Below are 14,030 nucleotides of genomic sequence, written 5' to 3'. Positions count from 1 at the left end.
CGCCCGTGGCCGCGCCCGTGGCGATCGCGCCCGTGGCTGAGCCGGTCGTCGAGCCGCCACCGACACCGCTGCCCGCTCTCGCCGCGGCGGACACCACTCCCGCGGTCGACCGAGCGCCGGCCGCGGCATCCGTCCTGCTCGACACGCCGCCCCTGCCGGCGGCCGCGGGCGATGCGCTCGTCCTCCGCGGCGTCACCAAGCGCTTCGGCAGCACGCACGCGGTCGACGGCATCGACCTCACAGTCCCGGCCGGCACGTTCTACGGCCTCGTGGGACCGAACGGCGCGGGCAAGACCACCACGCTCTCGATGATCGCCGGTCTGCTCGAACCGGATCGCGGCACGATCCACATCGGCGGAGTGGATGCCGCGGCCAAACCGCTCGCGGCGAAGAAGCTGATGGGGGTGCTGCCGGATCGACTGCGCACCTTCGACCGACTGACGGGCCGCCAGCTCCTCTACTACTACGGGGTGCTGCGCAAGCTGCCTCCCGCGGTCGTCGAGAGTCGCACTGCCGACCTCGCACGCGCATTTGATCTCGAAGACGCCCTCGGCCGCAGCGTGTCGGACTACTCGGCCGGAATGCTCAAGAAGGTCATGCTCGCCGGCGCACTCATCCACTCTCCGCGCCTGCTCGTCCTGGACGAGCCGTTCGAGGCCGTCGACCCGGTGTCGAGCGCGATCATCCTCGACATCCTCTCGACGTACGTGGCCCACGGTGGCACGGTGATCCTCTCCAGTCACGGCATGGACCTCGTCGAGCGCGTCTGCACGCGTGTGGCGGTCATCGTCGCGGGCCAGGTGCTCGCCGAGGGCACCGTCGCCGAGGTGCGCGGCGAGCTGACGCTGGAGCAGCGTTTCGTCGAACTCGCCGGAGGCCTCAGCGACGTGGAGGGTCTCGAGTGGCTGCACACGTTCTCCGACTGAGGCTCGCACTGCTGTTCGGCGCACTCCGCGGGGACGCGGGGCACGTCGTCCGCGTGGTCGGCGCACTGCTGCTCCTCGTCGCAGCGACGGCCGCGGCGTGCTGGGGACTCCTGACGCTGCGGGATGCCGCCACCGAGGAGGTGCTGGCCGTCACCGTGCTCGGCGGCTCGGCGGTCACGCTGGGCTTCGCGCTCGCCCCGCTCTTCGGCGCCGTCGACGATCCGCTGGATCCGCGGCGGTTCGCGCTGTTCGGGCTGCCCCGCGGCCGCCTCGCCTTCGTGCTCGCCGTCGCCGGACTCATCAGCGTGCCGATCCTGGTCCTCCTCGCCGTGGCGGTGTGCGCTGCGATCGTGTGGGCCGATCACGGCGTGCCGGTCGCCGTCGGAGTCATGAGCGTGGTCCTCGGCGTCCTGACCTGCGCGCTGCTGGCGCGCGTGTGCACGGCGCTGGCGTCCCTCTTCCTGCGCGACCGGCGTTCGCGTGAGCTGTCGGGCGTGTTCGTGCTCGTGGTACTCGTGGTGGTCGTTCCGGTCGGCGTCTTCCTCGCGTCGCTCGAATGGCAGGGGACGGTGCCGACCCAGCTGCTCGAGGCGGTGGACGCGCTGGCGCTCACACCGCTCGGCGCCGCGTGGGCACTCCCGGGGATGGCGGCGGTCGGCGGCGACGTGTGGATGCCGGCTCTCATCGCCGTCGGGACGGTTCTCGCGCTGGCGCTGCTGTGGGCGTGGGCGGTAAAACGGCTCCTGACCACGACCGAGCGGCCCACGACCGGCCGCGCGCGCGGCGGCCTGGGTTGGTTCGGCGTGGCACCGGGCACGCCCGGCGGCGCGATCGCCGCGCGCAGCCTCATGTACTGGTTCGGCGATCGTCGGTACGTGGTCAACGGCCTGGTGATCCCGTTCGCCGCGGCCATCACCGTCGTGCCCCTCCTCATCGCCGGCGTTCCGCCCGAGCTTGTGGCCCTCGTGCCGGTGCCGTTCGCCGCGCTCTTCCTCGGCTGGTTGCCGCACGACGACGTCGCGTACGACTCCACGGCGGTGTGGATGCACATCGCGAGCGGCGTGCGAGGCGTGTCGGACCGCGTCGGGCGCCTGGTGCCCGTGCTGCTCGTGGGCGTGCCGCTGCTGGCGGTCGCCATCCCGGTCGCAACCTCGCTCCATGGGCGATGGGCTGTCCTGCCGGCTCTCACCGGCGTCTGCGCCGCACTCTTCCTGTCCGGCCTCGGCCTGTCGAGCATCTCCTCGGTGGTCGCCCCCTACGCGGTGTCGCGCCCGGGCGAGAGCCCCTTCCAGCAGCCGCAGCGGACGACCGCGGTGGGTGCCCTCGCGCAGGGCGCGGTGATGCTCGGAGCCCTGGTCCTCTCGGCGCCGGTGCTGTGGTGCGGCTGGCTCGCCCTGCAGGGCGACGAGGCCGCCACCGACATGGCGCTGTGGGGCGGTCTGGCCATCGGAATCGGCGTGCTCGTCGTCGGCGTGACCGTCGGCTCGATTGCTTTCGAGCGTCGCGGCGGACGTCTGATGGAGTTCGCCGAATCGACCTGACGCCTGCCAGTTCGATGACCCCCGAGTCGCCACGATCGACCCGGCGGCGGCCGGCCCCGACTACACTGGCAGACCATGAGCACCCCGCTGGACAGCCCTGATCAGGGCGGCATCGCGACCCTCGATCGCGAGCTCGAAGAGCTCCTCAAAGAAGAGAACATCGAACCGGGTGACCACGAGCGCTTCTCGCATTACGTCAAGAAGGACAAGATCCTCGAGTCCGCGATCACCGGCAAGCCGGTGCGGGCATTGTGCGGCAAGAAGTGGACGCCCGGACGCGATCCCGAGAAGTTCCCGGTCTGCCCGACCTGCAAAGAGATCTACGAGTCACTCGGCGCCTGATGCCACGGCCGGCTGAGCGATCACCTCGGCTGCGGGCGCGTCGGCGTAGACCGTCGGGATCGCCGGGTCGGACCGGCTGAGCGCGAGAGCGCGCACCGGAAGCTCCTCGCGCACACGGGCGTGATGTGCCCGGGCGGCCTCGACGCCGGCCGTCCCTTCGAACGAGGCATCCGGCTCGCCGTCGGTCACCAGCGCAACCTGCAGCGGACGCGCTCCCGGGTGCGACGCACCGGTGTCGAGGGCTTCGAAGCCGTCCGACACGACGACGAGCTCGCTCGTGGCCGTGCCCTCGTCGAGGGTGCGGAAGGCCGCCTTGCGGCCGCCTCTCGATCCCTTGTCGGTCGAGGCCTTCGCCACACCGACCCAGCCGCCGTCGGAGTCCTGGCGCGCGACGAGCTTGTAGACCATGCCGGCGGTCGGCGTGCCCGAGCCGGTCACCACCGACGTGCCCACGCCGTAGGAATCGACCGGGGATGCCGCGAGCGCGGCGATCGCGTACTCGTCGAGGTCGCTCGTCACCGTGATCCGCGTGCCGGTCGCGCCGAGCTCGTCGAGCTGCGCGCGCACCTCGGCGGCCACGGTGGGCAGATCGCCCGAGTCGATGCGCACGCCGCCGAGTCCGGTGCCCGCGATCCGCACCGCCGTCTCCACGCCGCGGCGGATGTCGTAGGTGTCGACGAGGAGCGTGGTGCCCGTCCCCAGCGCGTCGATCTGCGCGCGGAAGGCGTCCTCTTCGGTGTCGTGCAGGAGCGTCCACGAGTGCGCGGCGGTGCCCATTGTGGGGATGCCCCAACGGCGGCCTGCTTCGAGGTTCGACGTCGCGGCGAACCCGGCGATGTACGCCGCGCGCGCGGCGGCGACGGCCGACCTCTCGCCCGCCCGCCGAGAGCCCATCTCGGCGAGGGGCCGGTCGCCGGCGGCCACGCTCATGCGAGCGGCGGCGGTGGCGATCGCGGAGTCGTGGTTGAGCACGCTCAGCGCCAGCGTCTCGAGCACGACGGCCTCGGCGAACGTGCCCTCGACGGTGAGGATGGGGGAGCCCGGGAAGTAGAGCTCGCCCTCGCGGTAGCCCGTGATCGAGCCGGTGAACCGGTAGCCCTCCAGGAAGTCGAGGGTGGCGGCATCCACCACCTTCTCGTCGCGCAGGAACCGCAGCTCGTCGTCGTCGAAGCGGAAATCGCGGATCAGCGACAGCAGCCGGCCTGTACCGGCGACCACGCCGAACCGTCGCCCGGCCGACAGCCGCCGGCCGAACAGCTCGAAGACGCAGCGGCGCCCGGCGGTGCCGTCGCGCAGGGCCGCGTCGACCATCGTGAGCTCGTACCGGTCCGTCAGCAGGGCGGTCGAGGCGCCCCCTCGCGAAGCGTGCCCGTGGGTCATGCGGGCCAGCCTAGTGAGCGCCTGGCGTAGGCTGGGGCATCGTGAACGACGCGCCGATCGGAATCTTCGACTCCGGAGTCGGCGGTCTCACCGTCGCACGGGCCGTGTCGGCCCTTCTGCCGCAGGAGTCGATCCTCTACATCGGCGACACGGCGCGTTCGCCGTACGGCCCCAAGCCGATCGCGGACGTGCGCCGCTATGCGCTCGAGGTGCTCGACGACCTGGTGGAGCAGGGCGTGAAGATGCTCGTCATCGCGTGCAACACCGCGTCCGCGGCCATGCTGCGCGACGCGCGCGAGCGCTACGACGTGCCGGTCGTCGAGGTGATCAACCCTGCGGTGCGCACTGCGATGTCGACGACCCGCAACGGCCGCGTCGGAGTCATCGGCACCGCCGGCACGATCTCGTCGGGGGCGTACCAGGACATGCTCGGCGTCAACGAGCAGCTGACGGTCTTCGCCCAGGCCTGCCCCCGTTTCGTGGAGTTCGTCGAGGCCGGCGTCACGGGGTCGCCCGAGGTGCTCTCGGTCGCCGAGGAGTACCTCGCACCACTGCGCCACGCCGGCGTCGACACCCTCGTCCTCGGCTGCACGCACTACCCGTTCCTCGAGGGCGCGATCAGCTACGTGATGGGACCCGACGTCAGCCTCGTGTCGAGCGACACCGAGACAGCGAAGGACGTCTACCGTCAGCTGGTCTCCCGCGACCTGCTCGCGGGTCCGGATGCCGAGCCCCAGCACGTCTATGAAGCCACCGGCGCGTCCGCCGACGAGTTCCTGCGCCTTGCCCATCGCCTGATGGGCCGCGAGGTCAGCTCCGTGCGACTGGTCCAGACCGGCGCCATCGACCTGCCCACCCGCCTCGGCTGAGGCATCCGTGTCCCACAATCCCCGCAGCGTGTTCCGAAAGCCACCGCTCCCGGCATCCGGAAGCGATCGTTTTCGGGCATGCGCACTGTCAGAGGAGAGAAATGACCGACATCACCCGTGCCGACGGTCGCACCGTCGACCAGTTGCGTCCCGTCACGATCGAGCGGGGCTGGTCGAGCCAGGCGGAGGGGTCGGCGCTCATCTCGTTCGGGAACACGAAGGTGCTGTGCACGGCGTCCTTCACCAACGGCGTGCCGCGCTGGCTCAACGGCAAGGGCAAGGGCTGGATCACCGCCGAGTACGCCATGCTGCCGCGCGCCACGAACGAGCGCAACGACCGTGAGAGCGTCAAGGGCAAGATCGGCGGCCGCACCCACGAGATCTCACGGCTGATCGGCCGGGCGCTCCGCGCCGTCGTCGACACGAAGGCGCTCGGTGAGAACACCATCGTCATCGACTGCGACGTGCTGCAGGCCGACGGCGGCACGCGCACCGCCGCGATCACCGGCGCGTACGTCGCGCTCGCCGACGCGATCGAGTGGGGCCGCCGCAAGAAGTTCATCGGCCAGAAGGCGCAGGTGCTCTTCGACTCGGTGTCGGCGGTGTCGGTCGGCATCATCGACGGCGAGCCGATGCTCGACCTGGCCTACGTCGAGGATGTCCGCGCCGAGACCGACATGAACATCGTCGTCACCGGTCGCGGCCTGTTCGTCGAGGTGCAGGGCACCGCCGAGGGCGCGCCCTTCGACAAGCGGGAGCTCGACGCCCTCCTCGAACTCGGCGTCAACGGCTGCGCCGATCTGCGCACCCAACAGCTCGCCGCGCTCGGCGAGGGAGCGGGCGAGGGCGCGGCATGACCGCCCACCCCGACGACATGGCGGAGGCGATCGCCGAGGCGGAGGCGCAGACAGCGGCCGCAGGCTCCGACATCGCCGGTGCCGTGAACCAGATCGTGCTCGCGACGCACAACCGTCACAAGGTCGAGGAGTTCCAGGCGATCGTGGCGGACACGCGCCCGGACCTCGTCGTGGTCGCCTACGACGGCCCCGAGCCGGTCGAGGACGGCGTCACCTTCGCCGAGAACGCGCTGATCAAGGCGCGCGCGGCGGCCGAGCACACGGGGCTGCCCGCGCTCGCGGATGATTCCGGTATCTGCGTCGACGTGCTCGGCGGAGCGCCCGGGGTGTTCTCCGCCTACTGGGCAGGGCATGCGAAGGATGCCGCGGCCAACCTGAGCCTGCTGCTCGACCAGCTCTCCGACATCCGGGACCCGCACCGCACGGCGCAGTTCGTCTCGACGATCGCGTTCGTCGTGCCCGGCGATGCATCGCGGGAGTGCGTCGTGGAGGGCGTGTGGCCCGGACGCCTCGCCACGGCGGCGTCGGGTGAGGGCGGCTTCGGCTACGACCCGATCTTCGTCCCGGACGGCCAGGAGACCGACGCCGAGCGGACGGTCGGCGAGTGGACGGCGCTCGAGAAGAACACGGCATCCCACCGTGCACGCGCGTTCGAGGCGCTCGCGCCGCTGCTCGCAGAGCTGTGAGCCGCAGGGTGCGCTGCGACTGAGAATAACGATCATTCCCGACTAGCCCGAACGGCAGCCGGCGACACCCGCCCGGGCTTAGCCTGGGCGCATGCACGATCACGCGCCGACCGGGATCCGCGGGGCCGGCAATCGCCGTCTCCTCGGGATCTCGCTCGCGATCACGTCCACCGTGATGGTGGTGCAGATCGTCGGGGCGGCGCTCTCGGGATCCCTCGCGCTCTTCGCGGACGCGGCTCACATGTTCACGGATGCGGCAGCGCTCGTGATCGCGCTCGTCGCGAGCACCGTCGCCGCCCGGCCGGCCAATGATCGCCGCACGTTCGGCTACCAGCGCGCCGAGGTGTTCGGCGCCCTCGTCAACGCGATCATCCTGATCGTCCTCTCGGCGTGGGTCGCGTTCGAAGGCATCTCGCGACTGCTGAACCCCGGCGAGGCCGAGATCGCCGGCGGTCTCATGCTGGTGATCGCCGTCATCGGACTCGTTGCGAACGCGGTCGCGATGTGGCTGCTCAGCGCGGCGCAGCGGCACAGCATCAACGTCCGCGGTGCCTATCTGGAGGTGCTCGGCGACCTCTTCGGCTCGGCCGCGGTGATCGTCGCGGCGATCGTCGTCATCACCACGGGGTGGGATCAGGCCGACGCGATCGCGTCGCTGCTCATCGCGGCGATGATCGTGCCGCGCGCGATCGGCCTGCTCCGCGAGGTCGTGTCGGTGCTCGCCGAGTCGGCGCCCGCGGGCACGCACGTCACGGAGATCCGCGACCACATCCTCGCCACGCCCGGTGTCGTCGACGTGCACGACGTCCACGTGTGGCAGCTGACCCGCGGCGCGCCCGTGTTCACCGCCCACGTGGTGGTGGACGACGCCGCGCTCGCCGACGGCCGGGCGGCCGGCATCCTGAGCGGCCTGCAGAGCTGTCTGTCGCAGCACTTCGATGTCGAGCACTCGACGTTCCAGCTCGAGCCCGCCGGTCACGTCGAACACGACGCGCACGCCTGAGCGCGACCCTTCGTCTCGCCGGCGACTGTTCAGCGACCGACAACCGGCTGGCGACCTGGCACCCATTCGGGGCCGGAAGCCGTTCAGTCCTCGCGCCGCACCTCGTCGGGGCTCTTGTCGGGTCGAAGGCCGCGCCACCGCGGGTGGCGGAGGATGCCGCCGGGGGTGAACTCGCCGTACTCGACCTCGCCGACGAGCTCCGGCCGCACCCACAGGGCATCGCGCGCGTCGAGCGGCGGCACGCCGACGAGCGGGTTGGCGTCGGTGCGCAGCGGCAGCAGCTTCTTCATGAGGGTCGCGAGGGTCGAGTCGCTGAAGCCGGAGCCGACGCGACCCGCATAGCGCAGGCCCTCCTCGTCCGGGATGCCGAGCAGCAAGGATCCGAAAGTGTTGCTGCGCCCGCCCTTGCCGGGGCGGATGCCAGCGATCACCACTTCCTGCGTGCGGGTGATCTTGACCTTCAGCCATGACTCGGACCTGCCTCCGCGCAGGTACCGCGAGCCGGGATCCTTGACGACGATCCCTTCGAGTCGCAGCTGCACGCTCGTGTCGAGAGCCGCATCGACGTCGTCGAACACCGGTGGGATGACGATCGCGTCGACGGATGCCGCCGCCACCGCTTCGAGCAGGTCGCGTCGTTCGCGCAGCGGGAGGTCGGCGAGGTCGTCGCCGTCGTGCGAGAGGACGTCGAACAGGTAGTAGCGCACCGGCGTCCGTCGGGCTTCGCGGGCGATGTCGCCCGCGCGCTCGAGGTTCATGCGGGTCTGCAGGAGCGGGAAGCTGGGACGACCATCGGGCTCGAGTGCGACGAGCTCGCCGTCGAGCACCGCCGGCTCGTCGCCGAGGCCGGCGTCCGCTGCCGTCAGCTCGGGATACCGGTGGGTCACCTCATTGCCGCTGCGTGCGAAGAGCCGCAGGCGATGGCCGTCCCACACGCCGACGGCGCGGATCCCGTCCCACTTCATCTCGACCCACGCGGGCTCGCCCCAGCGCTCCGAGGCGGCGCGTGCGACGGCGGGGGTCGCCGTCGTCGACAGCATCGGGCGCAGCTCCTCGCCCTGCGGGGGCGTCCGAGGCAGATCGCCGTCGCCGTCGCCGAGATCAGGTGTTCTGTCGAGGACAGGACGGTTCGCGCCCGTTCGTCCTGCCTGCGCCGGATCTCCTGTTCCGGATGCCGCGGGCTGCGGCTCGGCGACGTGAGACGCGCGCCGCTCGTGCCCGGCGCGGGGCACCGGCCGCGGCTCGTCGGCCTGGGGAGTGGCTTCGACGACGGTGCCGTCCGGCTGCGGCCGGCCGTCGGCATCCGTCTTCATGCGGTGCAGCAGCCAGCTCGACTTCTCGCCTTCGCCCTCGGTGCGGATGAGCGCGAGGCGCACGCGTCCGAGCGGTCCGCCCGGGCGCCCCTCGAGGGTCGCGATGATCTCGTCGTCGCGCCACTTCTCGAGGTCGTACCGGCCGTCGTCCCAGATCGTCACCGTGCCGCCGCCGTATTCGCCTGCGGGGATCGTGCCCTCGAAGGTCCCGTACTCCATCGGGTGATCCTCGGTCATGACGGCGAGGTTGTTCCGCTTGTACGAGTGCGGGACGCCGCGGGGGACCGCCCAGCTGACCAGCACGCCGTCGTGCTCGAGCCGGAAGTCCCAGTGCAGGCGGCTCGCGTGATGTTCCTGGATCACGAATCGCGGCCGTTCGCCGGACGGCGTCGCACCCAGCGGATTGGCGGGCACCGGCTCGGGGGTGCGCTGCGCGCTGCGCTTGGAGATGTACGCCGATAGGGGCCCGGACTCGGCCTCGCGTCCGCCGGCGTGGAAGCCGAGCGCCGCCATCGGATCGCCGATGGTCTCGATCCTCTCGAGCACCTCGGTGAAATCCAGGTGGCGCAGCTCAGGGTCGGCGAGCTCGTCCCACGTGCGCGGCGCCGCCACCGTGGGGTGGGCGCGGCCGCGCAGCGAGTACGGTGCGATCGTCGTCTTCGACCCGTTGTTCTGGCTCCAGTCGATGAGCACCTTGCCGTGGCGCTCGCTCTTCTTCATGCTGCTGACGACGAGGTCGCGATGATCGGCCTCGATCGCGCGGGCGAGCTCGTTCGCGAGTGCGGACGCCTGCTCGGTCGACTGGCCGGGCGGCAGCGCGGTGTACAGGTGGATGCCCTTGCTGCCGCTCGTCACCGGGTACGGCTCGAGCCCCATGCCGACCAGGATGCCGCGCGCCCATCCGGCGACCACGGCGCACTCCGGCAGGCCTACGCCGGGACCCGGATCGAGGTCGAGCACGAGCCGGTCCGCCGGCCCGCGACCGCCGTCGGGGGCGAAGCGCCACTGCGGCACGTGCAGCTCGAGGCTCGCCACCTGCGCGAGATAGACGAGCGTCGGGATGTCGCCGACCAGCGGATACTCCTTGGTGCCGGTGGAATGGGGGATCGGCATCCGTCTCACCCAGGACGGAGCGCCGCGCTCGAGGTCCTTCGCGAAGAAGACCATGCCGGGGTCGTCCGCGGTGCCGACGCCGTCCGGCCAGCGCTTGCGGGTCACGGGACGCCCGATGACGTGGGGGATCAGCACCTCGCCGATGCGCGAGTAGTAGTCGATGACCTCGCCCTTGGTGGTGCCGGTCTCGGGGTAGAGCACCTTGTCGAGATTGGTGATGCGCAGGCGCCGGCCGCCGATGCGCACGAGCTGCTCCTCTCCCGCCATGGCGACAGAGTATCGGCGACGAGCGGCGCAAGGGGTGGCCCGGTGTCGGCGCACTGGTGTTCACTGGTGTGGTGAGAGCGATCTGGAAGGGTGCACTGACGTTCGGACTCGTCAACGTGCCGGTGAAGGTGTACTCGGCGACAGAGGACCACGACGTCTCTCTGCATCAGGTGCACAACAAGGACGGCGGCCGCATCCGCTATCAGCGGGTATGCGAGGTCGACGGCGAGGTGGTGCCGTACTCCGACATCGACAAGGCGTACGACGACGGCGAGAGGACGGTCGTGCTCACCAAGGACGACCTGGGCTCGCTCCCGGCGGAGAAGAGCCGTGAGATCGACGTCGTCGAGTTCGTGCCGAGCGAGCAGATCGACCTTCTGACGCTCGATCGCGCGTACTACCTCGAACCGGATTCCGCGTCGCCGAAGGCGTACGTGCTGCTGCGCAAGACACTGGAACAGACCGACCGCACCGCGATCGTACGATTCTCGCTGCGTCAGAAGACCCGGCTGGCGGCCTTGCGCGTGCGCGGCGACGTCCTCGTGCTGCAGACCCTCCTGTGGGCCGACGAGGTGCGCGAAGCAGCGTTCCCGGCGCTGGATGAGAGCGTGCGGATCTCGGCGAAGGAGCTCGAGCTGTCGGCATCCCTCGTCGAGAGCTTCTCGAGCGACTTCGATCCCGAGGAATTCACCGACGAGTACCAGCAGGAGCTGCGCACCCTCATCGAGGCGAAGCTCGAGAAGGGCGACGCCCTGGACACCTCCGAGACCTTCGGCGAGCAGGAGGAAGAGGCCGGCGGCGAGGTCATCGACCTCATGGCGGCGCTGCGTGCCAGCGTCGAGAAGTCGCGTGCGGCTCGCGAAGACGGGGGATCGAAGGCGTCGGGCAAGAAGGATGCCGGGGCCGACGAGAAGCCGGCGGCGAAGGCATCCGCCAAGAAGCCCGCGGCGAAGAAGCCGGCCGCCAAGAAGAAGGCCTCCTGACGGTCGGAGCCACCGCCCGGCGTCAGATCAGGCCCGCGGGGCGCCACCCTCGTGGTGCTCGGGGCCGCGGTCGAACACCTCGGGATCGAGCACGAGCGCCTCGGCCTCGCCGTGGTCGGTGACGACATCCTCACCCGCTGCGGCGGCCTTCTTGGCCTTGCTGCGCTCGCGGAAGTAATGCCACAGCGTGACGATCGCCGTGCCGCCGACAGCGGCGAGCAGGATCAGGTCGATGTAGTTCTCCACGAAGGTGGCGACCGGCGGGATGAACCCGATGGCGTAGCCGAACATCGTGAGGCCGAAGCCCCACAGCACCGCGCCGATGAAGTTGTAGAGCGTGTACTTCCACTTGTTCATGTGCCCGACACCCGCCGCAACAGGGGCGAAGGTGCGCACGATCGGCACGAAGCGGGCCAGGATGATGGTCAGTCCACCGAACCGCTCGAAGAACGCGTTCGTGCGCTCGACGTTCTTGACGCTGAACAGACCGGATTCCTTCTTCTCGAAGACCGCCGGGCCGCCCTTGTGGCCGATGTAGTAGCCCACCTCCCCGCCGAGGAAGGCCGCGAGACCGATCAACAGCGCCACCCACCACACGCTGATGCCGAACACGCCGTTCGGCGCATACGACTGCGGATGCGACAGCAGGCCCGAGATGACGAGGAGGGTGTCGCCCGGGAGGAGGAATCCGATGAGCAGGCCCGTCTCGGCGAAGACGATGAAGCACACGGCGACGAGCGCCCAGGGGCCCGCCCATTCGATGATGGCGGCCGGATCCAGCCAGGGGATCAGCGCAGAAGGAACAGCGTGCACGGTGGTTTCCCGTCGTCAGTCGGCGGTTGATGCGAGAACTCGCGTGCGGAAGGTGGGACTTGAACCCACACGCCCGAAGGCACAGGAACCTAAATCCTGCGTGTCTGCCGATTTCACCACTCCCGCAAGTGGCTCTCAGTCTACTGAGGCGATTGGGGGTCCGCTGTGGGGCTGACCCCCCGTTTCGCGGCGGAGATCAGCGGCGGATGCCGAACAGGAAGTAGCTCGCCGGCCCGATCCAGTTGACCAGGATCGCGGGGATCCACGCCGCCTTCGGTCCGCGCACCTCGTCGGCCTCGCGGTGGGAGAGATCCCAGAACGCGAGGAACGCGAACGCCACCTGCACGAGGCCCAGAACGCCCAGGCCCGCCTTCGCCGCCGGGGCCAGTTCCGTCTTGGTCATCATCGTCGTCCTTTCATCGGTGCCTCCATCCTGCCCCGCGGGCGCGGCGACCGCATCTGTGGATAACTTTCGGCTGGCTCCGGGGCGAATTGCGAGGATGCTGACGTGACCTCCTCTCCCGCTCCCGTCGCGACTCTCGTGGCCGAGCGGGTGCGTGAAAGACTGCGCGCCGAGCGGTCCGATCCGACGCGCGACCCGGAGTTCGCGGCCCAGGTCGCGCGAGCCGAGGTGCGCCGGCACAACGACTTCGCGCTCGCCCGTGGGCTGGCGCCCGTCGACGACGAGACGGCCTGCGTGCGGGAGGTGCTCGCCGCCGTCGCGGGGTTCGGGCCGCTGCAGGCGTACCTCGACGACCCGACCGTCGAGGAAGTCTGGATCAACGCTCCCGATCGCATCTTCGTCGCGCGAGCCGGAGTCGCAGAGCGGGTGCCGTTGATGCTGACCGACACCGCCGTGCGGGACCTCGTCGAGCGGATGCTGCAGTCGAGTGGGCGTCGCGTCGACCTCAGCCAGCCCTTCGTGGACGCCTCGCTGCCCGACGGAAGCCGCCTGCACGTCGTCATCCCCGACATCACACGGCGCCACTGGGCGGTCAACATCCGCAAGTTCCTTCCGGCATACCGCGACCTCGGTCGCCTGGTCGCTGCAGGCTCGATCGCTCCCGAGGCCGCCACACTGCTGCGCGATGCGATGATCGCCGGGCAGTCCGTGCTCGTCTCGGGCGCGACGCACGCCGGCAAGACGACGCTGCTGGGCGCGCTCATCGCCGCGTGCCCGCCGGAGCATCGCATCGTGACGGTGGAGGAGACGTTCGAGCTCGCCGTCGCGGCACCCGACCTCGTCTCGCTGCAGGGACGCCAGCCCAGCCTCGAAGGGACCGGCGAAGTCACCCTGCGGCGCCTCGTCAAGGAGGCTCTTCGCATGCGTCCCGACCGCCTGGTCGTCGGAGAGGTGCGCGACGCCGAGGCCCTGGACCTGCTGCTGGCGCTCAACACCGGCGTGCCGGGTGCGGCGACGATCCACGCGAACTCGGCGCGCGAGGCGCTCGGCAAGCTCGCCGCGCTGCCGTTGCTCGCCGGGCGCAACATCGACGCGAGCTTCGTGCAGCCGGCGGTCGCGGCATCCGTCCACCTCGTCGCGCACTGCGAACGCGACGCCGCGGGCGGGCGGCGCGTCGTGGAGATCGTGGCGCCGACCGGGGTCGTGGACTCCGTCATCACTGCTCGCACGCTCTACCGGGCGGACGCTCGGTGACCTTCGTCTGGGGCGCGGTGCTGGCAGCCGGCCTCCTGCTGGTGCTGTCACCGTGGCTGTGGCCCGCGGACCCCCATCGCCGCGCCGGGACGGTGCGACGCGGCCGGATCGCCCGCCTGCTCGAGGACGCGGGAATGCCGCGCAGCTCGGTCGCCTCGGTCGCCGTGGTGGCCGGGGTGTGCGCCGTGGTCGCGGCTGCGATCGCGTGGCTCGTGGCACCGGTCGCCGCGCTCGCACTCGTCGCTGCTGCCGCGGGCGCGATCGCCCCGTTCGCGTGGCT

The 14,030-nt window shown here is 70.6% G+C and carries 13 protein-coding genes, 1 tRNA gene and 1 pseudogene; 10 read left to right on the top strand and 5 right to left on the bottom strand.

The genetic code is table 11. The features are described 5' to 3' along the window. From VIP82_RS20515 to VIP82_RS20505, 3 genes are all read left to right on the top strand, one after another. A partial coding sequence (locus VIP82_RS20515) for an ABC transporter ATP-binding protein (RefSeq protein WP_331912053.1) occupies nt 1-926 on the top strand: 926 nt, incomplete at its 5' end. Next, nucleotides 902-2,467 carry a hypothetical protein gene (locus VIP82_RS20510; protein ID WP_331912051.1) on the top strand — a complete coding sequence of 522 codons (1,566 nt, stop codon included), beginning with the start codon at nt 902-904 and terminating at the stop codon, nt 2,465-2,467. The genes VIP82_RS20515 and VIP82_RS20510, both read left to right, overlap by 25 nt. Before the next feature lie 75 nt (nt 2,468-2,542). Beyond that, nucleotides 2,543-2,809, top strand: coding sequence for a DUF3039 domain-containing protein (locus VIP82_RS20505; protein ID WP_163617487.1), 267 nt, complete (start codon nt 2,543-2,545; stop codon nt 2,807-2,809). Here VIP82_RS20505 and VIP82_RS20500 read toward each other — a convergent pair. After that, complete coding sequence (locus VIP82_RS20500) at nt 2,795-4,189, bottom strand: nicotinate phosphoribosyltransferase (RefSeq protein ID WP_331912049.1); 1,395 nt, start codon at nt 4,187-4,189, stop codon at nt 2,795-2,797. The two genes, VIP82_RS20505 and VIP82_RS20500, sit on opposite strands and share 15 nt — an antisense overlap. A 41-nt stretch (nt 4,190-4,230) precedes the next feature. On the opposite strand from VIP82_RS20500, the gene murI reads away from it, so the two are divergent. The 4 genes from murI (at nt 4,231) to VIP82_RS20480 (ending at nt 7,604) form a co-directional block, all read left to right on the top strand. Further along, nucleotides 4,231-5,058, top strand: coding sequence for a glutamate racemase (gene murI / locus VIP82_RS20495; RefSeq protein ID WP_331912047.1), 828 nt, complete (start codon nt 4,231-4,233; stop codon nt 5,056-5,058). 101 nt (nt 5,059-5,159) lie between these two features. Continuing rightward, nucleotides 5,160-5,915, top strand: coding sequence for a ribonuclease PH (gene rph, locus VIP82_RS20490; RefSeq protein WP_331912045.1), 756 nt, complete (start codon nt 5,160-5,162; stop codon nt 5,913-5,915). Nucleotides 5,916-5,998: 83 nt separating this feature from the next. Further along, entirely contained in the window at nt 5,999-6,601 is a 603-nt protein-coding gene (gene rdgB / locus VIP82_RS20485) for an RdgB/HAM1 family non-canonical purine NTP pyrophosphatase (RefSeq protein WP_331912055.1), read from the top strand. 91 nt (nt 6,602-6,692) lie between these two features. Next, nucleotides 6,693-7,604: a cation diffusion facilitator family transporter gene (locus VIP82_RS20480; RefSeq protein WP_331912042.1), complete on the top strand. Its 912-nt coding sequence runs from the start codon at nt 6,693-6,695 to the stop codon at nt 7,602-7,604. A gap of 83 nt (nt 7,605-7,687) precedes the next feature. Here VIP82_RS20480 and VIP82_RS20475 read toward each other — a convergent pair whose 3' ends face one another. Continuing rightward, entirely contained in the window at nt 7,688-10,297 is a 2,610-nt protein-coding gene (locus tag VIP82_RS20475) for an ATP-dependent DNA ligase (protein WP_331912040.1), read from the bottom strand. 71 nt (nt 10,298-10,368) lie between these two features. Between VIP82_RS20475 and ku the strand changes: the two genes are divergently transcribed. Further along, nucleotides 10,369-11,280 (top strand): non-homologous end joining protein Ku, encoded by a 912-nt coding sequence (gene ku / locus VIP82_RS20470; RefSeq protein ID WP_331912038.1) that lies wholly within the window; start codon nt 10,369-10,371, stop codon nt 11,278-11,280. 27 nt (nt 11,281-11,307) lie between these two features. On the opposite strand, the gene VIP82_RS20465 is transcribed toward ku, so the two are convergent. The 3 genes from VIP82_RS20465 to VIP82_RS20455 form a co-directional block, all read right to left on the bottom strand. Next, nucleotides 11,308-12,093, bottom strand: coding sequence for a DedA family protein (locus tag VIP82_RS20465; protein ID WP_331912036.1), 786 nt, complete (start codon nt 12,091-12,093; stop codon nt 11,308-11,310). 44 nt (nt 12,094-12,137) lie between these two features. After that, a tRNA-Leu gene (locus VIP82_RS20460) sits at nt 12,138-12,219 on the bottom strand. 70 nt (nt 12,220-12,289) lie between these two features. Next, nucleotides 12,290-12,496, bottom strand: a complete 207-nt coding sequence (locus tag VIP82_RS20455) for a PLDc N-terminal domain-containing protein (protein WP_331912034.1) — start codon at nt 12,494-12,496, stop codon at nt 12,290-12,292. 105 nt (nt 12,497-12,601) lie between these two features. On the opposite strand from VIP82_RS20455, the gene VIP82_RS20450 reads away from it, so the two are divergent. Both VIP82_RS20450 and VIP82_RS20445 read left to right on the top strand, forming a co-directional pair. Continuing rightward, nucleotides 12,602-13,750: a TadA family conjugal transfer-associated ATPase gene (locus VIP82_RS20450; protein WP_331912032.1), complete on the top strand. Its 1,149-nt coding sequence runs from the start codon at nt 12,602-12,604 to the stop codon at nt 13,748-13,750. After that, nucleotides 13,747-14,030 (top strand): annotated as a pseudogene (locus VIP82_RS20445) (type II secretion system F family protein); the annotation flags it as partial. The gene VIP82_RS20450 and the pseudogene VIP82_RS20445, both read left to right, overlap by 4 nt.

The organism is Microbacterium sp. (assembly GCF_036566905.1).
In the GTDB taxonomy this organism is placed as follows: Bacteria; Actinomycetota; Actinomycetes; order Actinomycetales; family Microbacteriaceae; genus Microbacterium.
Note: the sequence above shows the minus strand (reverse complement) of the source record. Positions and strands in the feature narration are given on the sequence as shown.

Excerpts from the sequence above, each read along its gene's own strand:
- VIP82_RS20505 (WP_163617487.1), top strand. The coding sequence starts at position 2,543 with ATGAGCACCCCGCTGGACAGCCCTGATCAGGGCGGCATCGCGACCCTC.
- VIP82_RS20500 (WP_331912049.1), bottom strand. The coding sequence starts at position 4,189 with ATGACCCACGGGCACGCTTCGCGAGGGGGCGCCTCGACCGCCCTGCTG.
- rph (WP_331912045.1), top strand. The coding sequence starts at position 5,160 with ATGACCGACATCACCCGTGCCGACGGTCGCACCGTCGACCAGTTGCGT.
- VIP82_RS20480 (WP_331912042.1), top strand. The coding sequence starts at position 6,693 with ATGCACGATCACGCGCCGACCGGGATCCGCGGGGCCGGCAATCGCCGT.
- VIP82_RS20475 (WP_331912040.1), bottom strand. The coding sequence starts at position 10,297 with ATGGCGGGAGAGGAGCAGCTCGTGCGCATCGGCGGCCGGCGCCTGCGC.
- VIP82_RS20455 (WP_331912034.1), bottom strand. The coding sequence starts at position 12,496 with ATGACCAAGACGGAACTGGCCCCGGCGGCGAAGGCGGGCCTGGGCGTT.